This window comes from Saccharothrix ecbatanensis (genome assembly GCF_014205015.1).
GTDB classification, from domain to species: Bacteria; Actinomycetota; Actinomycetes; order Mycobacteriales; family Pseudonocardiaceae; genus Actinosynnema; species Actinosynnema ecbatanense.
Map to the genome: position 1 here is coordinate 4,122,291 of NZ_JACHMO010000001.1, position 21,703 is coordinate 4,143,993.

18 protein-coding genes are annotated in these 21,703 nt (G+C 68.7%); 10 read left to right on the forward strand and 8 right to left on the reverse strand.

The features are described 5' to 3' along the window. Positions 1-216 precede the first annotated feature (216 nt). The 4 genes from F4560_RS16970 to F4560_RS16985 all read right to left on the reverse strand — a co-directional run bounded on the left by F4560_RS16970 (position 217) and on the right by F4560_RS16985 (position 4,741). On the reverse strand, positions 217-2,874 hold the full coding sequence (locus F4560_RS16970; protein WP_184921143.1) for an RICIN domain-containing protein: 2,658 nt from the start codon (positions 2,872-2,874) through the stop codon (positions 217-219). A gap of 508 nt (positions 2,875-3,382) precedes the next feature. Further along, complete coding sequence (locus F4560_RS16975; RefSeq protein ID WP_221483535.1) at positions 3,383-3,877, reverse strand: DUF1963 domain-containing protein; 495 nt, start codon at positions 3,875-3,877, stop codon at positions 3,383-3,385. 37 nt (positions 3,878-3,914) lie between these two features. Next, complete coding sequence (locus F4560_RS16980) at positions 3,915-4,055, reverse strand: hypothetical protein (protein ID WP_184921145.1); 141 nt, start codon at positions 4,053-4,055, stop codon at positions 3,915-3,917. A gap of 536 nt (positions 4,056-4,591) precedes the next feature. After that, positions 4,592-4,741, reverse strand: a complete 150-nt coding sequence (locus F4560_RS16985; protein ID WP_184921147.1) for a hypothetical protein — start codon at positions 4,739-4,741, stop codon at positions 4,592-4,594. 487 nt (positions 4,742-5,228) lie between these two features. Here F4560_RS16985 and F4560_RS16990 point away from each other — a divergent pair, with 487 nt between their 5' ends. The 3 genes from F4560_RS16990 to F4560_RS17000 all read left to right on the forward strand — a co-directional run bounded on the left by F4560_RS16990 (position 5,229) and on the right by F4560_RS17000 (position 7,049). After that, positions 5,229-5,969 carry a hypothetical protein gene (locus tag F4560_RS16990; RefSeq protein ID WP_184921149.1) on the forward strand — a complete coding sequence of 247 codons (741 nt, stop codon included), beginning with the start codon at positions 5,229-5,231 and terminating at the stop codon, positions 5,967-5,969. A 24-nt stretch (positions 5,970-5,993) separates the two neighbouring features. Then, positions 5,994-6,200, forward strand: coding sequence for a hypothetical protein (locus F4560_RS16995; RefSeq protein WP_376775312.1), 207 nt, complete (start codon positions 5,994-5,996; stop codon positions 6,198-6,200). Positions 6,201-6,488: 288 nt separating this feature from the next. Next, positions 6,489-7,049, forward strand: coding sequence for a hypothetical protein (locus tag F4560_RS17000; protein ID WP_184921150.1), 561 nt, complete (start codon positions 6,489-6,491; stop codon positions 7,047-7,049). 145 nt (positions 7,050-7,194) lie between these two features. On the opposite strand, the gene F4560_RS17005 is transcribed toward F4560_RS17000, so the two are convergent. Next, complete coding sequence (locus F4560_RS17005) at positions 7,195-8,538, reverse strand: alpha/beta hydrolase (RefSeq protein WP_184921152.1); 1,344 nt, start codon at positions 8,536-8,538, stop codon at positions 7,195-7,197. Positions 8,539-8,879: 341 nt separating this feature from the next. On the opposite strand from F4560_RS17005, the gene F4560_RS17010 reads away from it, so the two are divergent. Both F4560_RS17010 and F4560_RS17015 read left to right on the forward strand, forming a co-directional pair. Next, positions 8,880-10,268, forward strand: a complete 1,389-nt coding sequence (locus F4560_RS17010; protein WP_184921154.1) for a pectate lyase family protein — start codon at positions 8,880-8,882, stop codon at positions 10,266-10,268. Positions 10,269-10,577: 309 nt separating this feature from the next. Continuing rightward, positions 10,578-10,928: a hypothetical protein gene (locus F4560_RS17015; RefSeq protein WP_184921156.1), complete on the forward strand. Its 351-nt coding sequence runs from the start codon at positions 10,578-10,580 to the stop codon at positions 10,926-10,928. Between the two features lie 81 nt (positions 10,929-11,009). Here the strand turns inward: F4560_RS17015 and F4560_RS17020 are convergent, their stop codons facing one another. Next, on the reverse strand, positions 11,010-13,355 hold the full coding sequence (locus F4560_RS17020) for a SpoIIE family protein phosphatase (protein ID WP_184921158.1): 2,346 nt from the start codon (positions 13,353-13,355) through the stop codon (positions 11,010-11,012). A 217-nt stretch (positions 13,356-13,572) separates the two neighbouring features. On the opposite strand from F4560_RS17020, the gene F4560_RS17025 reads away from it, so the two are divergent. From F4560_RS17025 to F4560_RS17040, 4 genes are all read left to right on the forward strand, one after another. Beyond that, the gene (locus F4560_RS17025; protein WP_184921160.1) at positions 13,573-14,511 is read left to right on the forward strand and encodes a carbohydrate ABC transporter permease; all 939 of its coding nucleotides are present in this window, start codon (positions 13,573-13,575) and stop codon (positions 14,509-14,511) included. Between the two features lie 65 nt (positions 14,512-14,576). Continuing rightward, the gene (locus F4560_RS17030; RefSeq protein WP_184929121.1) at positions 14,577-15,386 is read left to right on the forward strand and encodes a carbohydrate ABC transporter permease; all 810 of its coding nucleotides are present in this window, start codon (positions 14,577-14,579) and stop codon (positions 15,384-15,386) included. Positions 15,387-15,416: 30 nt separating this feature from the next. Next, positions 15,417-16,760: an ABC transporter substrate-binding protein gene (locus tag F4560_RS17035; protein ID WP_184921162.1), complete on the forward strand. Its 1,344-nt coding sequence runs from the start codon at positions 15,417-15,419 to the stop codon at positions 16,758-16,760. Positions 16,761-16,918: 158 nt separating this feature from the next. Next, a complete protein-coding gene (locus F4560_RS17040) occupies positions 16,919-18,673 on the forward strand; it encodes a glycoside hydrolase family 35 protein (protein WP_184921164.1) in 1,755 nt (584 codons plus the stop codon). 57 nt (positions 18,674-18,730) lie between these two features. On the opposite strand, the gene F4560_RS17045 is transcribed toward F4560_RS17040, so the two are convergent. Together F4560_RS17045 and F4560_RS17050 are read right to left on the reverse strand one after the other, a co-directional pair. Then, positions 18,731-20,032 carry an ABC transporter substrate-binding protein gene (locus F4560_RS17045; protein ID WP_221483536.1) on the reverse strand — a complete coding sequence of 434 codons (1,302 nt, stop codon included), beginning with the start codon at positions 20,030-20,032 and terminating at the stop codon, positions 18,731-18,733. A 241-nt stretch (positions 20,033-20,273) separates the two neighbouring features. Further along, entirely contained in the window at positions 20,274-21,065 is a 792-nt protein-coding gene (locus F4560_RS17050; protein WP_184921168.1) for a hypothetical protein, read from the reverse strand. Positions 21,066-21,116: 51 nt separating this feature from the next. Between F4560_RS17050 and F4560_RS17055 the strand changes: the two genes are divergently transcribed. Continuing rightward, positions 21,117-21,701, forward strand: coding sequence for an SMI1/KNR4 family protein (locus F4560_RS17055; protein WP_184921170.1), 585 nt, complete (start codon positions 21,117-21,119; stop codon positions 21,699-21,701). Positions 21,702-21,703: the final 2 nt, after the last annotated feature.

Sequence of the window (21,703 nt, forward strand, 5' to 3'; positions counted from 1 at the left end):
TCACCAACCGGACGTTGATCGCGAAGCGGTTGCGGAACCTCCATCAGCGCGCGGTGGTCTGCCGGTCCGCACCGATGGGAGCGGAGACAAGGTGCTCGGTGGTGGTCGCCTGCCGACGTTCGGAGTTGACATCTCGCCGCCACCCCTGGCCGCAGGGCCCAACGGCCAGGGGTGGCGGTCGACGCCGCGGCAGCAGGCGAGAACCGGGTCGTCCGGTCAGACCCGGATCAGCTGCCACTGCTGGTTGGCCCCGCCGTTGGCGGCCCACTGCACGACCTGCGCCCCGTCGCTCGTCGCCGCACCGTAGACGTCCGCCACCAGTCCGCTGTTGTGGCTGACGATGGTGTAGTAGCCGTTGCCGGTGGACCGCAGATACCACATCTGGTTGGTGCCGCCGTTCGCCGTCCACTGCTGCAATTGCAGCCCGGCCGTACTGCTGCCGCCGTTGACGTCGAGCACCTTTCCGCTCGCGACGTACCGGAGGGTGTAGGAGCCGTTGGCGGCCGTGGCGACGGTCCAGGTGCCGGTGCCACTCTGCTGGACCGCCTTGGCACCGTCCGCGGTGGAGTTGCCCGCGACAGCGAGCGGCTTGCCGCTGTTGCGATTGACGATGCGGTAGTTGCCCGGTGCGGGTCCGCCTCCGCCGAGGTTGAAGTACTCCACCGCGTCGGTGAAGACGCGCCTCCCGGCCTTCGTGGTCGACAGCTCCAGGTACACGCGGTCGCCGGTGGCAGGGGCGGTGAAGGACACCGGGTGGGTGACCCGCGAGCCGAGCGGGACGGTCAGGGTCGTGCTTCCGGACGCGACGACCGCGCCGTCCGGCGCGTCGAGCCGCGCCGTCCAGGTGAAGCCAACCGAAGTGTCGGCGAAGTCGTCGTTGAAGACGGTGATGTTGCGGGTGACCGTGGCGTTCCGGGCGTAGTTGGGCACGGCCTGCGGCAGGGGGAAGGTGCCGTTGGAGTCCGAGACGCCGGAGGCCGACCAGTAGGGGAGGTCGACCGCGGCCACCGGGTTGAACGCCGCCTGCACGCGCTGGAACTGCGGGTTGCTCCAGGGGTCCGGGAGGTTGTCCGCGCCGTAGACAGGACGACCGCCCTCCTCCGGGACGAAGTCGGTGGTCCGCACTCCGGGCACGACGCCGGCCCAGGCGGACAGCAGCGTGTACGGACGCAGGTCGGTGGCGTCCTTGCCGCGCTTGGCCAGGGTTGCCGTGGCGAACCACTCGAAGCCCTGCTTGGTGTTGCACGCCGGCCAGATGTACTCGCCCTCGCCGTCGGGCCGCCCATTCACGGTCTTCAGGCCCTCCCCGTACTTGCCGAAGCCGTCGACGTAGTGCGGGATCACCGCGAAGTTGGCGTACGTCATCCCGGGATACCCGTTGAGATTCCCGTCGACGCCCACCTCGACAATGATCGGCCGGGTGCCGTCGGCGCCGTTCATCGCCGCGTACAGGTCCTTCTCGAACTGTTCGGAATCCTGGCCGCTCTGGTTCGGCTCGTTGGCCTGACTCCAGCGGATGATCGCCGGGTGGTTGCGGTCGCGCAGGACCAGCGCACGGGCGTGGTTGACCATGTTGTCGTGCCCGGCGATCCAATCCTGCTTGCCGGAGGAGCCGCGAATCGCGGTCTCGCCGATGATCATCAGGCCCATCTCGTCGGCGACGTCCAACATGTACGGGCTCGCGGGCTCCTGGTGGATGCGCACCACGTTGAAGTTCAGCCGCTGGTAGTTGTCCACCGCCTGCGGCCAGCCGCCGTTGCCGGGCGACGGGGGCAGGAAGCCGGGCAGGGTGTCGTAAGCGTCGCCCTTGCCGCCGTTGTCGACCCGGTCGTAGTCGGCACCCTGGAGGTTGTCGCCGCGGAAGTTCACGCGCACGCCGTTGAGGTAGTAGTAGTCACCGTTCTGGGTGGCCTCCCGGAACCCGAACCGGTACGTGGCGTCGCTGGTGCGCCCGTCGGCGACGGCATGCACCGTCAGCCGGTGCAGCTGCGCCCGGTACCCCGACCGGTACGGCACGTTGGGCCACCAGTACGAGGTGCGGTCGAGGTTCCACGCGACCGGCCCGACGGTCACGGTCACGGTCGAGTGGGCCGCCACGGTGACCGTACGGCTGGGCAGTTCCGGGTAGCTGAAAGCCGTTCCGTTGTTGGACGACAGCGACCCGGTCAACGTCACCGACCGGGAACTGCCCGACGTGTTACGCACCGACACGTCGTAGCTCAACGTCTTGTTCGCCACCGACGTGCGCACGAATGTGTCGCTGACGTACACCGCCGGGTACACCCGCAGGAACGCGGACCGGAAGATCCCCTGCGGGATCGCCTCGGACCAGTCGGCGGCGTCGGGCACCAGGTACCGGCCGTTGGATGCCTTCAACGCGCCGCGGCCCTTCACAGCGACGCTGATCGTGTGGGTGCTGCCGGGGGCCGCGTAGGCGCTGATGTCGAAATTCGACGGCGTGAACGCCGTGGTCTGCGTCGCCACCACCCGGCCGTCGACCGACAGCGTCGCCTGGTGGTTGACCGCCCCGAACTCGATCCACGTCGACTGCGGCTGACCCGAGTCGGGCACGGTGATGTTGCGCGAGTACACCGCCTCGTTCACGTCGGTGAAGCCCTGCTTGTACCAGCCGCCGCCGGGCACGGTGATCGAGGTCGCCCCTCGGCCCGCCGGGGTGAAGCCCCACGTCCCGGCCAGGTCGACCGAGGCGATCGCGGCGGCGGCGGCTACGGCCGCGGGGGCCGGCTGTGGTGTGACGGCCGGCTGTCCTGCGGCGGCGGGTTGCACCGTGCCAATGGTCCCGAGGAGTGTGGCGGCGGCCAGCGCTGCGCGGGCGAAGCGCTGGAATTGCGTGCGAGGGCTGTTCTGACGCATCAAGAAACCCCTTTCGCGGGTGTCGCGTCTACGGGGATACACCGATCATCGGACCCATCGTCACCACCGCCGGGGGCCGAAATGGAGAGGTCCACTATGGACTCGTCCGGACTGGCTGCCTATCAGCACCAACGCGCCGACGGACAGGGCGGCGAGCGCGCGACAACCTTGGCACGGTGACCCCTTAGGAGCTGAGAGCGTTCCCAGGCACAGACTGTAATGGAGCCCTCACGAGTTGAAAAGCGGCCGGCCGTTGCGACCAGTGCTAATTATTTTGAGCAAAGTTGCTAATTTTCAGCAGAAAGTATTGAGCTGCCTACATGATGGCGTCGCGGACGTGCGGGGCCTGGAAGCAGCCGCGGACGATGCGCGGTTGGCGTTGACGGCGGTGCAGGAAGCGTCAGGTCTCGTGGGCAATGCGGTCGACGTTGTGGGCGCGGGAGGCGTTGACGTTGCGTTGAGGTCGGCGTTGGGCAACCCACCCACCCGCATGTGCCGGAACACGGGGCTAGCACTGCACGGTCAGCCGGACCTGGCCGAAGCGGTGGGCGGCGAGGTCCTCGGGGCGGATGAGCCAGTAAAGGGCGCCCGCATCGCCCCACTCCATCTTCGCGTCGCTGTCGCTGTCGAACTGGGCGAGCAGTACCCATCGTCCGGCTTCCTGGTCGTGGGACTGGTCACCCCACGAGTGCATGCCGCCGAGCGCCCCATTCGCGATCTCGTACTCCACCGGGCCCTGGATGGGTACGGCGTGGCCGCCGATCTGGTGGCCGATGCGGGTGCGCAGGCGGCCGAAGGCGCGGAGGAACGGCTTGAGCTCGGCCGGGGTTTCACGGGGGTGGTCCGGCCAGCCCCGGCCGTCGCCGAGCAGGGCTTGCCGGGCCTGCGGGAGCCACAGGTCGGGGGCGCTTTGCTCCGTCTCGGCGGTGAGGTCCACGCGGGGGAACGGTTCCAGCGAACTCGCCGGGAAGGTGCTCGGCAGCAAGCCGTGAGTGCCGCTCATCAGTCCTGGGGTCCACTATGGACACGACGCCGTCAGCTCAGCCGCCACCGCCCGACGTTTCCGGTCCTGGCTTGTCATCGGGGTGCCCTCGATCGTGTCGTCCACGCACGGCGAGGACGACGCCGCTCAAGAGCACGAGGACTGTGGCGATGAGCGCCAGCACCAAACCGGTGTCCATGCCGTCAGCATGCCGCATCGTGCACGGTTATACCCCCTTGCCCTGTCGTCGCGACTGCGGGGCCGACTGAACCAGTCCTTCCAGCAAAACCCTTTGCCTTTCCGGAGATTTCACCAGCTATTCAACCTGCGGTCAGTCCACAGCCCACAAACGTCGACTAAGCGGCGTATTGCGGTGTCAGGTGTTCGCCGGACATGCGACAGGACCGAGAGTGGCTAACGTGGCATCCAGTCGCAGCAACTCGCGCCGACTCGGTCGACAAAAGGGCAGCACCGACCCAATTCCGGATCGGAGACATCTTCTCCACCGAGACGGGCACGTTGAACCTCAGGAACGACAGGGGCGACCACCGGAGAGATGCACCTCTTTCGTGTTCGCACGAGGGGTTGACCCGGAAATTCGGTTCCACGAAAGGAAACATCAATGATGTCCACACGAAGAGTACTCACGGGCTTGACTGCGATCACCGCCGTCGTGTCAGCGGTCGGTCTGGCAACCGCCGGCCCTGCCGCAGCCGCGGAAGGCACGTGGCGGGCCTACGGGAACACAAATCCGATCACGTCCAGCTCCAGCAGCTGGACGTGCGGAACCACCGTGACCGTCTCCACCTCCGTGCTTGCGCAAGCCTGCATCGTGGTGTCGGCGAACCGGAACTCCATGCAGGGCGCGGTGATCGTGCGCAACAACCGATCCAGCCTCTTCGCCGCGAACGCTTCAGTGTCCCTGTACCGGCCGTCCGGCCATCAGGTGATGGACGCTTGGAAGTGCTCGGAGTCCGGGGTGGGAGCGAATTCGTGGTCGGTGTGCTTCGGCAAGACCATCACCTACCCTGGCTCGACTCGTGCGGAGGGGTCCGTGAACTACCGCGAGATCCCGGGTTCGCCGCCGAGCGGAGACTAGTGCTGCGTCACGCGACCTTGACCGGGTAATCGGTCCAGGTGCGGATTGGCGGGTCGGTGGCGAAGGCGGTCTTGGTCCGAACTCGTCCACGCAGATCACCCGGCCGTAGGCGACACTCATGACGCGCGGAACTCCTCGTGAAGATGATCTGTGGTAAGACCACCTTCATAGCGGGAGTTCCGCGTCTTTCGTCTCCGCCGCGCCCGAGGCGTCCCACCGAATCCGCTCCGAACTGCCCACCTCGCGCACGATCGACTGGGAACATCCAGGCCTATGGCTCATCTTGCGAAACCGTGGCGCATCGCCCTGCTCCTCGGCGTGATCGCCTCCCTGTTCGGCCTGGGGCTCTACCTGTCGCGCACGCCGAGGCCTCTCGACCAACTGGGAACCGCTCCCGCCGACCGCGAGAGCGCGGGCCCGGAATGGGTTGCCCAGCAGGTGCCGTGCACGCCGGGGCGGGGCGGGGAGTTCAGCACCAGAGGCCCTGATGAGCAGGGTTTGGGGCTGGCCAAAGTCGTGGCGGGCATCGCCGGGTGGGCGAAGGTGGAACCCGGCTATTCCTTCATCGCGGCATCCGACGGCACGACGGAGGGCTACTACGAGTTCACGGTCGACATCTCGGACTCAGCGGGAACGGGGCAGTTCCGGGTGCTTCGCGGGCCGTTCGAGGGCACGCCGGTCGCGATGGCGGACTTCGAGGCCAACGCCACGGGTGACTGCACTCCGGCTCGAAGGCTGATCCGGCCCGATGGGACCGTGCTGCAGCTCTACCCCGTTCACTCCAGCGAGCCCTTCGCGTCGTCGACCCAGACGATGCGGGTCTACACGCCGGAAGGCATGCGCTACGAGGTCGAGATGCGCAACTTCGACCGGAGCGGCTTCATCGGCACCACGACCCGGAAGTACACCCGCTCCGGACCCGGCCGCGAGAGCCTGCCGCTGGACGAGCGCCGGTTCACCGAGGTCGTGCTCGCGTTCGTCCAAGCGGTTCCTCACACTCGCCCGACGTCGTGACGTAGCACCATCTACGACGTGACCGTGCCGAACGTCGAAGTGTCCGAGGTCCCCGTCGAGCTGCCCGAGGGCAAGGTGCTGCTCGACGTGCACGAAGCCGACGAGTGGGAGGCCGGGCACGCGGCCCGACGCGCTGCACATCCCGATGAGCGAGTTGCCGAGCAGGCTGCTCCGGTCCGCCCAGCGCCGCCTGCCTGCGCTTCCTGGGCGAACGCGCCAACTCGCTGCTGAAGACCACGTACAAGGCCCTGCGTCACTATCGCGGCTGCCCTGGAGGCTGGGCGACATCGTCGGGGCGGCGCTTGTTCTGCTGCACCACGAGAATCATCGAACCACGTGATCCACAGCCGTTGAACACGCAACGCCACGAACGGTTACTAGGAAAGCCTCAATGGCTGCGTGCCGGCCTCACCGGCGTTCTCGTTGGGGCGCAACCGCTATTCGTGGCGACCCTCGCTACCTGGTTCGCGCCTCGCGAAACCTTCGCTGCCGGAGCCGTCGTCGGCTACGCTGCCGTTCGTGCCCGGACAGACATGGTCCCCCGATCCTGAGACGCCCGTCATCGAATACCGGTCCGGCCGGTGGGCGTTCATCGGCGGGCTGGCCATGCTCGTCGTCTTCGGGTTGGTCGCCGCCTTCCCGGACGTTGGGCATCCGTCAGCTTCGTCGAGAGCGAAGAATATCTCTCCGGCCGCCGCGTCGTTCCTCTTCGGCGCGCTCGCGCTGAGCGGCGTGCTGATCATGATCGGCTCCGTCCCCCGCATGCATCGCTTCGTCGTCGATCAACGTGGACTGTGGTGGCGAGCCGGTCGCAAATCCGATCTGATCGCGTGGGAAGAGTTGCGTGCCGTGCGCGGACGGGAACCGCGCCCGCCGGTCAAGGGCGACCCGAACTCGAAGCCCGTGCGGTCGGCCCTGGTGTTCACCCCCGCGGACGGCCGTTTCGCGACTCGCCACAGCGCGCTTGTGAAGCCTCTGCCGGACGCCAATCCGGAAGTGGAACTGAGACTGCCGAACGTCGCCATGGTCCGGCAGCTTGCCCAGGAGATAGCCAGAGTCCGGCCGGACCTACTTCACTGATGACCTGGGAGAGTTCTGATCGCCGAGATCGGGATTCACGCGGTTCGAGGAGCACCTTTTCGGTGAGCACCAAGACCATCCTGGTCAACGGCATGCCCAGTGGCCCGTCACTGCCCCTGCGCACGGCACGACCTGCTGACCGAAGTCAGCAGGTCCTGTTGTGCGCGGGCGCTGTGCGGAGTAGGTAGGAGTCCACGGCGGCCTCGGTGCAGGGGTTGGCGTGGTACACACCGTGGCCGGGGCCGTTGAAGGTGACCAGGTGCGAGCCTTTCGCCTGCCGGTGCACGTTCCGCGCCCACGCGTACGGCGTGGCCACGTCGTAGCGGCTGGTCAGCACGAGGAGCGGCGGGGCGTCGGAAACGTCGAGGCGGTGCGGCGGGTTGGTCGGCCGGTCGGTGTACCCGACGCACGTGGCCGCCTCCTGGTGGCCGAGGTACGTGCCGCGCAGCGTGGGCGACGCGCGCAGTTCCGCCCGCGCCAACGCCCGGTACTCGCCGAAGTCCTCGAACCGCAACGCGAAGTCCTGGCACACCACGGCGTAGCGCAGCGACTCGTAGTTCGGCTCGAACGACACCCGCGTGCCGCCGACGTCCGCGATGAGCGACGCCAAGCCCTCCCACGACCCACCCCGGAGGTCGAAGAACGCGTACGAGATCAGCTCGCGCTGCCCCAGACCGATCTCGTCCGCGACACGCAGCGCCTTCTCCCACGCCGCGCGGACGTCCTGTCCGTGCAAGGCGCACGTCGTGTTCTCCGCGCACCACGCGACGAACACACCGAACGACTCCTCCACGGCCAGCGCCCGGTCCAGCACGAGCCGGCGCTGGTCGACGCTGTGGTCGATCACGCCGTCCAGCACCATCGAGCGGACCCGGGCGCCGAACAGCTCCGCGTACTGCTGGCCCAGCAGCGTGCCGTAGGAGATGCCGTAGAAGCTGATCTCGCGCTCCCCCAACGCCTTCCGCACCGCGTCCATGTCCCGCGCCGAACGGGCCGTGTCCACGTGGTCGAACACCGGGTGGCGGGCACGGCAGTCCTCGCGCACCGCGAGGTTGTGCCGGGCCAGCGCGGCGAACTCGGTCTCGTCCGCCGGGTGCTCACCGGGGTGGGCCGCCATCAGCTCGGGCGAACAGCGGATCGCCGAGCTGTTGTTCGTGCCCAGCTGGTCGAAGCCGACGACGTCGAACCTGGCCCGCACGTCGGCGCTCAGGTACGGGGCGCGGGCGAACTCCGCACCGGACCCGCCGGGACCACCGGCGTCGACGAACACCACGCCGATCCGACGTGCCGGATCGGTGGCGCGGACCCGCGACACGGCCAGATCCACCCGCGGGCCACGCGGGTCCGACCAGTCCAGCGGCACGGACACCGCTCCGCACTCGGCGGTCGGCTGGTCGGGGCACGGCTGCCAGGCGATCGTCGTCGCCTCGGCCTCCGGTGCGACCACGAGCAGACCCGCGGCCAGGACGGTGGCGAGCAACATCCGCATGGTTCCCCCAACCCTCAGCGGAAGCACACCGTGTCACCGGGTTGACGCGGCGCGCAACCCCTCAGTACCGGCCGGCGCACCGCCGATCAATTCACGAATCCGCCTCCTGACTCACGCCCACCGGTTCACGAATGTGACCGACACCGGCCGATTTTGTTCACGAGTATGACCAGCCAGGCATTTTCCACCGAATGCCGTGGACGGGCCGTTGACCGCAGGTGGCGGACCTCCTAGCATCCGACGGGGAAACGGTTTTCGAACCTCTGACGTTTCACGTCAATGAACCGGTCTATTCCACCGCCGTCACAGGAGAAGCGCCTTTCGACCCTACGGAGACTTACATGCGCGTGAGACCCCTGATCGCCTGTGTCTGCCTGTTAGCCGGCGCATTGGTTGTAGTGGCATCCTCCACCGCACAGGCCGCGCCCACGCGGTACGAGGCGGAGGCGTCGCCGGCGGTGTGTTCCGGCTCGGTGGATTCCAACTGGTCCGGCTACTCCGGCACCGGGTTCTGCAACGGCTCCAACTCCACCAGCGGCTACGCCCAGTTCACGGTGAACGCCTCGGCCGCCGGCACGGCGACGGTGGGAGTCCGGTTCGCCAACGGCACGTCCACCGCCCGTCCCGCCAACCTGGTCGTGAACGGGTCGACGGTCCAGACGCCGTCGTTCGAGGGCACGGGCGCGTGGTCGACCTGGGTGACCAAGACGCTGACCGTGTCGGTGAACGCGGGCAGCAACACCATCCGGCTGAACCCGACCACGTCCAACGGCCTGCCCAACGTCGACTTCCTCGACGTCGAGGCGGGGGGCGACGACCCGCCACCACCGCCCGGCGGGATCGTCGGCTGGGCGACGCAGGCCGGCGGCACCACCGGCGGCGAGGGCGGCTCGACCGTCACCGTGAGCACCTTCGCGGACTTCAAGACCCAGGCGCAGGCCTCGGGCGCCCGGACCATCCTGGTCAACGGCATGCTCAGCGGCTCGGGCACCGTCGCGATCAGCGCGAACAAGACGATCCGCGGCGTCGGCGCCAACTCGGGCATCTCCGGGACGACCCTCGGCATCGAGGACATGCACCCGGCGAACGTGATCGTCCAGAACATGAACATCCGCGGGGTGCCGGGTCGGGACGCGATCCAGATCGAGAGCGCCACGCACATCTGGATCGACCACAACACCATGTCCAGCACCATCGAGGACAACCCGGACTACTACGACGGCATGCTGGACATCACGCACGCCGCCGACTACATCACCGTGTCGTGGAACGTCATCCGCAACCACTGGAAGACGTCGCTGGTCGGCCACTCCGACGGCAACGGCGGTGAAGACCGCGGTCACCTGCGGGTCACGTACCACCACAACTGGTTCGACCACACCTTCGAGCGCAGTCCCCGGGTGCGCTTCGGTGAGACGGTCCACGTGTTCAACAACTACTACTCCGATGTCGACAACAACGCCGATTCGTACGCCATCGCCTCGCTCATGAACGCCGGACTGCTCGTGGAGGGCAACGTCTTCGAGCGGGTGCGGCAAGCATGCTGGTCGGCGAGCGGGTATGCGGATTCCGATCCGGGACGGTTGGTGGCGCGCGACAATTCGCTCATCTCGTCCGGGCCGTGTGAGGTCAACGGCACGGTGGCCCCGATCCCGTACACCTACACCGCGGAAGCCGTCGGCACGGTCAAATCGTCCGTCACGGCGGGTGCCGGCGCGGGCAAGCTCTGACCCTATTTCCGGACAAGGCGGCGGCCGGGCACCGACCGGCCGCCGCCCAGCCGGGATTGCTGGAACTCGCGGCTCAGGCCGTCACGCCCGCGTCCATCGGGCCGGGGAGGGTCACGGTGACCACGAGGCCGCCGTCGGCGCGTGGTTCGGCGGCTACGGCGCCGCCGTGGGAGTGGGCCACCGCTCCCCATCGAAGCGCTGGCGGTGCCATAAGACACCAGCCTTGCGACGCGTTGCCAGATCCGGCCTTCGGAGCCGGCCTCAGGGCCTCCCGGCTCCGGCCGAACCGCCAACTGCGACGATTCGCCTGTGAGCTATGACCTTGCGGTGTGGGACGGTGAACGCCCGCGCGACAACCACCAAGCGGGCCTCGTCTACGACGAGCTCTATGAGAGCTACCTGGAGTCGGATGATGTCGTTGTGCCTCCGACGCCGCGCATCGTGGGCTATGTCGGGGCGCTCGTCGACCGATACCCCGACGACATCGACGGCCGCACCGTTTGGGCGTCACCACCGGTCATCGACGAGGCCTCAGGGCCGATCGTGTACCTGACCATGGCCTACAGCCAGGCTGAGGAAGTATCCGGGCACGCCGCATCGCTGGCTCGCGAGCACGGACTCGTGTGTTACGACCCGCAGGCAGAATCTCTGCGGTCATGAATTGATCGCTCTCAGAATTGCGAGATGTTCCGGCGCGCGGGGTGCTTCAAGCCGAAAGTAGTTCTCTCGGCGATCAGCCGCTCAGTCGGTGACGGTGGCGGCCACGATGCAGGTGTCGTCCAGCGGGGTGGCGGGGACCAGGCGGGAGGTCAGCGCCTGCGGCATCTCCGCCGGGTCCAGGTCGGCGATGAACCCGATGATCTCCTCCATCAGCCGTTCCAGGTCGTCACCGCGCGCGCCGGAGGAGGGGCGGCGTTCGATGAGGCCGTCGGTGAACATCAGCACGGTGTCACCGGGGGCGAGGTGGGTGCGGGCCGTCGCGTACACCGCTCCCGACACGGCGCCCAGGATGGTGCCCGTCGGCCGGTCGAGCCGGTGCACCTCGTTCGCCCGCAGCAGCAGCGGCGTGGGGTGGCCGGCTTGCGCCCACGACAGCCTGCGGGTGGTCGGCTCGAACCGGCTGACGATCGCCGACGCCAGCGTGATGCCTTCGCCGCTGGTCAGCATCCGGTTCAGCACGTCGAGGACACCGGCCGGGTCGGGGTTGGTGAGCGCGGCGCCGGTGAGCGCGAACCGCAGCTTCGCCATCGCCGCCGCGGTCGCCAGGCCGTGGCCCGCCACGTCGCCGATCGCGAGCAACGTGCTGCCGTCGTCGATCGGGAACGCGTGGTACCAGTCGCCGCCGACCTGCGCCCACTTCTCGGCCGCCAGGTAGCGCACGGCGACGCGCATCCCGGGCAGTTCGAGCGGCCGGCTCGGCAACGGCAGCACGGCGGAGCGCAGGTGGTTCGCCACCTGGTGCTCCTTCGCGAACTGCTCGCTCAGGTCGAACATCCGCTTCTCCGCGCGCCGGGTCGCGGTCACGTCCTGGAGCACGACGTCCAGCCGGACCGGCCGGCCCTCGACGTCCAGCACGGGTTCGCCGATGAACCGGCCGCACCGGATCTGGTCGCCGGCGCGCAGGTGCAGTTCCGAGTCGGTGCGCTCGCCCTGCTCCAGCATCCGGCGCACGGCGTTCTGGAGGATCGGCAGGTCCTCGGGGACGACCGACTGCCGGATCTCGTCCAGCGACATGGGGCCGAGCGCCGGGTCGCGGTCGAAGATGACGTAGAGCTGCTCGGACCAGTCGATCTCGTTGGTCACGAGGTTCCACTCGCCCCAGCCGATGTCGCCCAGGCGCTGGACGCTGCGCAGCCGCTCCAGCTGCAACGGGTCCTCGTGCTCGTGCCAGGCCAGGATCAGCCCGTCGCCGAACTTGCCGATGGTCAGCGTGTAGCGGCCGTACTGCGGCAGACCGGGGGTGTTCTCCTGGTAGTCGAAGGTGTCCAGCACCTCCCGCACGCCCGTGCGGAGCACGCGGTGGTACGCCGCCCACAGCTCGGTCCCCGCGACCGTCGGGTAGCTGGTGAGGATGGTCCGCCCGACCAGTTGCCGGTACCGGCGGCCGGCGAAGTCGACCGCGTCGGGGCTGGCGGCCTCGAACCGGAAGTCCACCACACCCCCGTCCGGGCCGTGGACCGCGCCGAGCAGCGCCACCGAGCCGGGCAGCACGTCGAGCATGTGCTGGACCCACAGCGTCCAGTTACGGCCTTGACCTGCGCCTTCCGTGCTCAGCAACGCCAGCAGCGTGGAGCCCGCCGCGCCGGTCAGCACCTCCAGCTCCCACTGCTCCTCGGCCGAGAACTCGTGGCTGTCGGCCCACAGCAGGCCGATCACGCCGGCGGTGCGCGTCCGGTCGCGGAACGGGAGCCAGGCACGTGACCTCCACACCGTCTCGGGGTCGCCGACCAGGGTGTACCGGCGACGGGCCTCCGCCAGGTCGGGCAGCCACTGGGGCAGGCCGCTGCGGACCGCGGCGAGGACGCCCGTCGCCAGCTGCGGCGGCACCCGCTCCCACTGCAGCCGCACCTTGGCGGGCACGTTAGCGGCGGCCTCCAGCCGGATCCCGCCGTCGGGTTCCAGCAGGTAGACCAGCACGCCGTCGCAGCCGACGTGCTCGCGGACGAGGTCGGCCAGTTCCTCGGGGTCGGCCGCCGTGCCGATCGCCGCGAGGGCCACGGGCTGCGGCGTGCGTTCACCCATCGGAGCCGGTGAGGGCTTCGGGATGTCGGGTCGCGGCCCGTCGCGGGCAGGTTCGCCATGACCGTCGCTGGGCACGGGGCGCGGTCCGGGCGGCAGCGGTGGCGGCGGCACGCCCAGCACGCCCGCGGCGATGACGACCAGGTCGGCGCCCGTGGCCTGCGCGAGCCGCACCATGTCCTCGAACGCCTCGTCCGGTCGGTACGACAGCCGCTCGGCGAGCACCCCTTTGGCCTGCTCGACCACGGCCTGTCGGCGCGCGGCGGCGCGCAGCCGGTCGATCTCGTCACGCTGCCTGGCGACGAGATCGGCCAGCGCGGAGCCGGTCGGATCCCGCTGCACTGCCATCGCGTCCAGCATGGACCGCCATTCCACCCACGGCCAGCCGAGCAGTCCACAGTGGAGCATGATCCACGCCGCGATTCCCCTTGACCGACTTGTTACCTACCTGAATCGACGCCCGCCCCTGGACATGCCGGAGTCGACGGGTTAGCGTCTGCGACCAATGTTTACGCAAACATTTTGCGTGGACATCACCGCCGCCATGTGGCCAACAGGAGTGACGATGACGTCGATCTCGGTGCCGGTCGAGGCACCGCCGGCACCGCCGGCACCCCCGGCGCGCCGTGTCCGCCGCCAGCGCCCCGACCGGAAGGGCTGGTTGTTCGTCGCGCCGTTCCTGGTGGTGTTCGCGCTGGTGTTCCTGGCTCCGATCGTCTACGCGATGTGGTTGAGCCTGTTCCGGGAGCAGGTGTTCTTCGGCGGCACGGAGTTCGTCGGGTTGGACAACTACGCGGCGGTCCTCACGGACGCGAAGTTCTGGGAGTCGTTCCTGCGGGTCCTGCTCTTCCTGGTGGTCCAGGTGCCGGTCATGTTGCTGCTGGCGCTGGTGGCGGCGTTGGCGATCGACAGCGCCCGGCTGCACGCGTCCGGCTTCTTCCGGGTCGTGATCTTCCTGCCCTACGCCGTGCCCGGGGTCGTCGCGGTCCTGATGTGGGGCTTCATCTACGGCGACAACTTCGGCCTCGCGGCCGACCTGAACGAGTGGCTCGGCCGCAAGGCCGTCGTGCCACTGTCGGACGACTGGATCCTCCCGTCCATCGGCAACATCGTGACCTGGGAATTCGTCGGCTACAACATGCTGATCTTCTACTCCGCGTTGAAGGTCGTCCCGAACGACCTGTACGAGGCGGCGGCCATCGACGGCGCCGGGACGATGCGCACGGTCCTGAGCATCAAACTGCCCGCCATCCGCGGCGCGGTGGTGATCGCGACGATCTTCTCGATCATCGGCAGCTTCCAGCTGTTCAACGAGCCCAACATCCTGCGCGCCCTGGCGCCCAACGTGATCAGCACCTTCTACACACCCAACATGTACGCCTACAACCTCTCCTTCGGCGGCCAGCAGTACGACTACTCGGCCACCGTGGCGATCGTCATGGGCGTCATCACCGCGATCATCGCCTACGTCGTGCAGCTGCGCGGCACGCGGAAGGGTGTGTGAGCACCGTGCAGAGCCCCCAATCGTCCTTCCTGCGGCCCCGCAAGTCCGTCGTGCTCACGATCCTCATGTCGCTGTTCCTGGTCTACACGCTGGTGCCGCTGGCGTGGCTGCTGATCAGCGCGACCAAGACACAGCCGGCGCTGTTCAACACATCGGGTCTGTCCTTCGGCGACTCGTTCGCGCTGTTCGACAACATCGTCGAGACGTTCACCCACGACGACGGGATCTTCCTGCGCTGGCTGGGCAACACCCTGCTGTACGTCGTGGTCGGCGCGGGCGGCGCGACCATCCTCGCGACGGCCGCCGGGTACGGCATGGCCAAGTACCGCTTCCCGGGCCGCCGCGCGGTGTTCGCCGTGCTGCTGGGCGCCATCGCCATCCCCGGCACCGCCTTGGCCGTGCCGACGTTCCTCATGTTCAGCAAGCTGGGGCTGACGAACACCCCGTGGGCGATCATCATCCCGTCGCTGATCAGCCCGTTCGGCCTGTACCTGGTGTGGGTCTACGCCGTCGAGGCGGTCCCGGACGAGGTGATCGAGGCGGCCCGCATCGACGGCGCCGGCGAGGTGCGGATCTTCCTCACGGTGACGCTGCGGCTGCTCCTGCCAGGCGTCGTCACTGTCGCGCTGTTCGCCGTGGTGTCGACCTGGAACAACTACTTCCTGCCGCTGATCATGCTCAGCGAACCGGACTGGTACCCGCTGACCGTGGGCCTCAACCAGTGGAGCGCCCAGGCTGCGGGAGTCGGCGCGGAACCGATCTACCACCTCGTGATCACCGGATCGGTGCTCACCATCATCCCGCTCGTCGCCGCATTCCTCCTGCTCCAGCGCTTCTGGCAGTCGGGGCTGAGCGCGGGCAGCGTCAAGCAGTAGTCGTAACACCGTGTCGAGAGGACAGCCACAATGTCACCCATGAAGCACCGCGCGAGAGCGGCCGTCGCAGTGGCGGGCTTGCTCGTCGCCGCGCTCGCGGCCTGCTCCTCGGGGTCCGACAGCACCACCCCGGGCGGTGCCACCGGTACCCCCGACGCGGTCGACGCCGCGCTGAAGGCGGGCGGCGAGCTCACCTACTGGAGCTGGACGCCGTCGGCCAAGGCCCAGGTGGAGGCGTTCCAGAAGGAGTTCCCGAACGTCAAGGTCAACTACGTCAACGCGGGCACCGGCAACGACCACTACACCAAGCTCCAGAACGCCGTGAAGGCCGGCTCCGGCGCGCCGGACGTCGCCCAGATCGAGTACCAGGCGCTGCCGCAGTTCGCGCTCACCGGCGCGCTGGTCGACCTCGGCCAGTACGGCTTCAACGAGTTCGAGAAGGACTACACGGCCTCCACCTGGGGTTCGGTGAAGGTCGGCGGCGGTCTGTACGGCCTGCCGCAGGACTCGGGCCCCATGGCGCTGTTCTACAACAAGCAGGTGTTCGACCAGCACGGCATCGCGGTCCCCAAGACGTGGGACGAGTACGTGGCGGCGGCCGAGAAGCTGCACGCGGCGGACCCGACCAAGTACATCACCTCCGACACCGGTGACGCCGGCTTCACCACCAGCATGATCTGGCAGGCGGGCGGCAAGCCGTTCACCACCGACGGCAAGTCCGTGAAGATCAACCTCCAGGACGCGGGCACCAAGAAGTTCACCGCGATGTGGAGCCCGCTGGTGGAGAAGAAGCTGGTCTCGTCCATCAACGGCTGGTCCGACGAGTGGTACAAGGCGCTGGGTGACGGCACCATCTCCACGCTGCTGGCCGGCGCGTGGATGCCGGGCGTGCTGGAGTCGTCCGTCAAGGACGGCGCGGGCAAGTGGGCCGTGGCGCCGCTGCCCACCTACGACGGCAAGCCGGTCACCGCGGAGAACGGCGGCGGCGGGCAGTCCGTGCTCAAGCAGAGCGCCAACCCGGCGTTGGCCGCGGGCTTCGTCCGCTGGCTCAACCACGACAACGGCGTCAAGCCGTTCCTGGAGAGCGGCGGCTTCCCCGCCACCACCGCCGACCTCGGTTCCGCCGCGTTCAAGGACAAGGCGTCGGCGTACTTCGGCGGACAGCAGATCAACCAGATCCTGACCGCCTCGGCGGGCCAGGTCGCCACCGGCTGGAGCTACCTGCCCTACCAGCTCTACGCCAACAGCATCTTCGCCGACACGGTCGGCAAGTCGTACCTGAACTCGTCGCACCTCGACCCGAGCCTGGCCGACTGGCAGAAGTCGCTGGTCGACTACGGCGGCCAGCAGGGGTTCACCGTCACCACGAGCTGAACGACCCGGAACGGCCGGCGCCCGGGCGGGGTGCCGGCCGTTCCGCTTGCCCCCGCACGAGGGCCACCCGAAGGCCTCCCCGAAAGGAACGACCATCTCCGCGACGCACCCTGCCCCGTCCTGGTCCACGCTCCAGCCGCGCACCGCCGGAGGATCCCGTGCCTGACTTCACCATCGGCGAGCGCGACTTCCTGCTCGACGGCCGGCCGTTCCGCGTCCTGTCCGGCGCGTTGCACTACTTCCGCGTGCACCCGGACCTCTGGGCGGACCGGATCGACAAGGCCAGGCGGATGGGCCTGAACACCATCGAGACCTACGTCCCATGGAACGCACACGCGCCGACCCCGGACGTGTTCGACCTGTCCGGCGGGCTGGACCTGGGCCGCTTCCTGCGGCTGGTCGGCGAGGCCGGGATGAAGGCCATCGTGCGGCCCGGCCCGTTCATCTGCGCGGAGTGGGACAACGGCGGTCTGCCCGCCTGGCTGTTCCGCGACCCCGATGTCGGCGTCCGCAGGACCGAACCCCGTTACCTGGCGGCGGTCCGCGAGTACCTCGAACGCGTGTACGCCGTGGTCGAGCCCGTCCAGGTGCAGCACGGCGGTCCGGTGATCCTCGTGCAGATCGAGAACGAGTACGGCGCGTTCGGCGACGACAAGACGTACCTCGAAGCACTGGTGGAGTACACCAAGGCGGCGGGGATCACCGTGCCGCTGACCACCGTCGACCAGCCGACCGACGACATGCTCGCCGCGGGCAGCATCGACGGGCTGCACAAGACGGCGTCGTTCGGCTCGCGCAGTGCCGAACGCCTGGCCACGCTGCGCAGGCACCAGCCGACCGGGCCGCTGATGTGCTCGGAGTTCTGGAACGGCTGGTTCGACTACTGGGGCTCGCACCACCACACCACGTCCGCCGAGGACGCCGCCGCAGAACTCGACGCCCTGCTGTCGGAGGGCGCGTCGGTGAACTTCTACATGTTCCACGGCGGCACGAACTTCGGACTCACCAGCGGCGCCAACGACAAGGGCGTCTACCGGCCCACCATCACCTCGTACGACTACGACGCGCCGCTGGACGAGGCGGGCAACCCCACCGCGAAGTACCACGCGTTCCGCGAAGTGATCGCCCGCTACCACGACGTGCCGGGCGTGCCGCCGCCCGCCGCTCGACCGGCGCCGGAGTTCACCGTTCCGCTGGGCCACCACGTCCCGCTGCTCGACTCGCCGGAACGGTGGGGCGCCTGGCAGCACCACAGCACGCTGCCGACGTTCGACGAGCTCACCCCCACGCCGCACTTCGCCTTGCTGCGCACGTGGATCGACCACCCCGGCCCGGCCGTGCTGTGCTTCGGCGAGGTGCGCGACCGCGCGTCGGTGTTCCTCAACGGCCAACCCGTCGGGGTTCTGCTGCGTGAGCACCACCAGCGCGCGCTCGGGATCAGCAAGGCCGTGGGTGAGCTGGTGGTGCTGGTGGAGGACCGGGGACGGGTCAACTACGGCCCGCGCATCGGTGAGCCCAAGGGCGTCATCGGCGGCGCGACCCTGGACGGCGAGCCCATGCGGAACTGGGACGTCCTGCCGCTCGACCTCGACGCGCTGCGCGGGCCGTGGCACGTCGACAGCGCCCCGCTCGCCGGCCAGGTCGGCGGTCCCGTCCTCGTCCGCGACGAGTTCACCCTGGACGAGCCGGCCGACCTCCACCTCGACACCAAGGGCTGGGGCAACGGTGTGGTGTGGGTCAACGGCTTCTGCCTCGGCCGCTACTCGTCGCTCGGACCGCAGCGGACGCTGTACGTGCCGGGTCCGGTCGTGCGCGCGGGCGTCAACGAGATCGTCGTCTTCGAGACCGGCGTGATGACGTCCCCGGTGGCCCGGTTCGCGCCCGGCCCCCTGCTCGGTCACACCGAGCTGTGAAGCAGTCGGCCGGTCCCACCTCGGCGGAGAGGTGGGACCGGCCGACACCCACGCGCGTCAGCCCACGGACACGGTGAAGCCGTTGTCCTCGCCGTAACGCGCGATCGAGTCCTGCCACCGCGCCAAGCCGGTCTTCACATCCGAGTCACCCGCGATCGCCTTGCCCACCGTGCTGTCGAACGTGGTGTTGGCGTAGGCCTGGTACGGCAGGTACTGCCAGTCGGCGACCACCCGCTCCGACACCTCGGCGAAGACCTGGTTGACGGCCTGGCCACCGAAGAACGGCGCCGGCCGGTCGCGGAACGACGGATCGTCCAGCAGCTGCGTGGTCGCCGGGAACAGGCGCACCTCGGCGTTGAGCGCCGCCGCGCCGTCCGGGTCGGAGTTGAGCCACTGCGCGAAGGCCACCGCGGCGGCCTTGTGCTTGCTCCTCGACGTGACCGCGATCGAGGAACCGCCGTGCTCGGCCGCGGTCGGTTTGGCCGGGTCGAACTGCGGCATCGGCGCCACGGCCCACATCCCGGCGCTCTGCGGGATGGACTTCTCCAGGTTCGCGGGCGCCCACGCGCCGGCCATCCAGGTCGCGTACTTCCCGTCGGCCATGGCCTGCCACCACTCGTCGGTCCACTCGGTGACGGGCTCGACGGTGCCCTCCGCGAGCATCGACCCCCACGTGTCGGCGAACGCCTCGACACCCTTGTCCGCGGTGAGGTCGACCCCGACCGCCTTGTTCGGCCGGGTGGCGAACGGCTTGCCGCCGGCCTGCCAGATGAGGCTCTCGACCGTGCCGGGGTTGCGGGGGTCCAGCGAGGAGATGAAGGTGCCGGGTTGCGCCTGCTTGATGCGGCGACCGGCCTTGCGGTAGTCCTCCCAAGTCTTCGGCGGTTCGATGCCCAGCCGGTCGAAGATGTCCTTGCGGTAGAACATCGCCATCGGCCCGGTGTCCTGGGGGATGCCGTAGACCTTGTCGTCCACCTGCACCTGCGACCACGCCGACGCGGTGAACCGGTGCTTCAGATCGCCCACGCCGTACTCGGTGAGGTCCACGATCTGACCGGAGATCGCGAACTGCGGCAGGGCGAAGTACTCGATCTGCGCCAGGTCCGGCCCGCCGACCGGCCCGCTGATCGCGTGCTGGAGCCGCTGGTACTGGTCCGCGCTCTGACCGGCGTTGACCACGTCGATCTTGATCTTGGGGTGGGCGATCTCGAACCGGTCGACGGCCTTCTCGATGTTCGGCACCCACGTCCAGAACGTGAGGGTGGTCGGCTTGTCGAGCGCGGCGCGCACCGCGTCCGCGCCGGTGGGCTCAGCGTCTTCGGTGGCGCCACAGCCGGCGAGCGCCACGGCGGTGAGCATTAACGCCGCGACGGCACGGCCCGAGCGTCTGTGGGATGGCATGGAGACCTTTCGACTTGCGGCTCGGCTGCCTCGCCATGGCTAATTGTTTACGCAAACATCGCGACGAAGCGGCAAGGCGGGGTTCATGACCGACGGGCTGTTCACTTGCGATTCACAAGATGTTTACGCAAACACTGCGGCGTATCCTGGCAGCGCGACCGAGCGCCGTCAAGGCTCCGCGGAGACCTGTCGCCCGGACCTATCGCCCGACTTTCGGCCGACCAAGCGTCCGTCGCGTGCGCAACACCAGTAGTTGGACCGCGACCGTCACCGCGGCGCCCAGCACGAACGCGGCGGCGCCCATCGGACGGACGAGAACGGCGACCGAGAAGCAGAACGTCGAGAACCCGAACAGGCCCATGAGGGCGCCGGACAGGGTCCGCGCGGTGACCACGGGACCGTGTTGGGCGTGGACGAAGGCCGCCACGACGCTTGTCGCGATGGGGAAGGGCGCCAACAGCCCGGTCCACTGTGGACCGAGAGCGGCGGAAGCCGTGGTCAAGCCGAGCACCAGGACACCGGTCACGACGGCGCGACCCGGCAGGTCCCACATCGGCGACGGACGCCGGTCGACCTCGCCCGGGAGTTCCGGCTCGATCCTCGGCATGAAGATCACCGCGACTGTGGTGACGACAAGCGTGACCACAAGTGCCACGGGTGCCGTGACGTGGACGAAGGACAACGCGACATCCACCGCCAGCACCGCGACCCAGCTCGTGGCCACCGTGGCGAGCCAGCCGAGCCGACGTGCGGCACACGAGAACACCACCGCGAACACGGCGAGCGACACAAGCCCGAACAGGGACGCGGTTGCCGCGCCGCCGGCGAAGTCCGCGCCGTGCTGGAGGTACGTGATGAACAGGATCGGTCCGGCGACGATCGGGAGGGCCACGAGAATCCCCGTGACGTCGGCGCCCCACCGTCGCCCGGCCAGCGTGGACGCCACGACCAACAGAGGCGCCAGGAACAGCTTCACCAGCAGTATGTCCACTTGCGGGCAGTTTGCCAGACAACGGATGGCGGTCGTTGGCACAATGATCGAATGTCACACGACGTCGACGAAAGCTGGGACCGCATCGAGGCGTGGTTGCGCACCAACGCGCCCACCACGTACGAGCACGTCGGCGTGCCGGCGCGCAAGGCCGACATCCCGCCGGTGGCGGCGCTGGTGGGCGAGCTGCCCGAAGACCTGATCGCTTGGTGGCGGCGTTCTTGCGGAACGACCAAACCCATGGCCGCCCGCCTGCTGGTCGGATACGCGCCGTACTCGATCGAAGAGGCCCTCGACTGCCGCTCGGTCATGCTGGGCATCGCGGACATGCTGGACATCGCGGGGGGCAAGGAGCAGTCGGCCAAACCCGCTGGCTCGCCCACCCGACTCTCCTGGTCGCCGATGTGGGTGCCCATCGCCGGCGACAGCGGCGGCGACGACCTGTTCGTCGACCTGCGTCCCGGTCCAGAGCGGGGCTGCGTCATGGAGTGGCGGGAGACCGAGGGCGCGGCGAAGCCGTTGTGGTCCAGCGTGGCCGACATGCTCGCCGAGATCGCCGACGCCCTCGACCGCGGCAAGGACATCGACGGCGTCCGCCCGGAGGTCCGGGACGACGGCACGATCGACTGGGACTGACC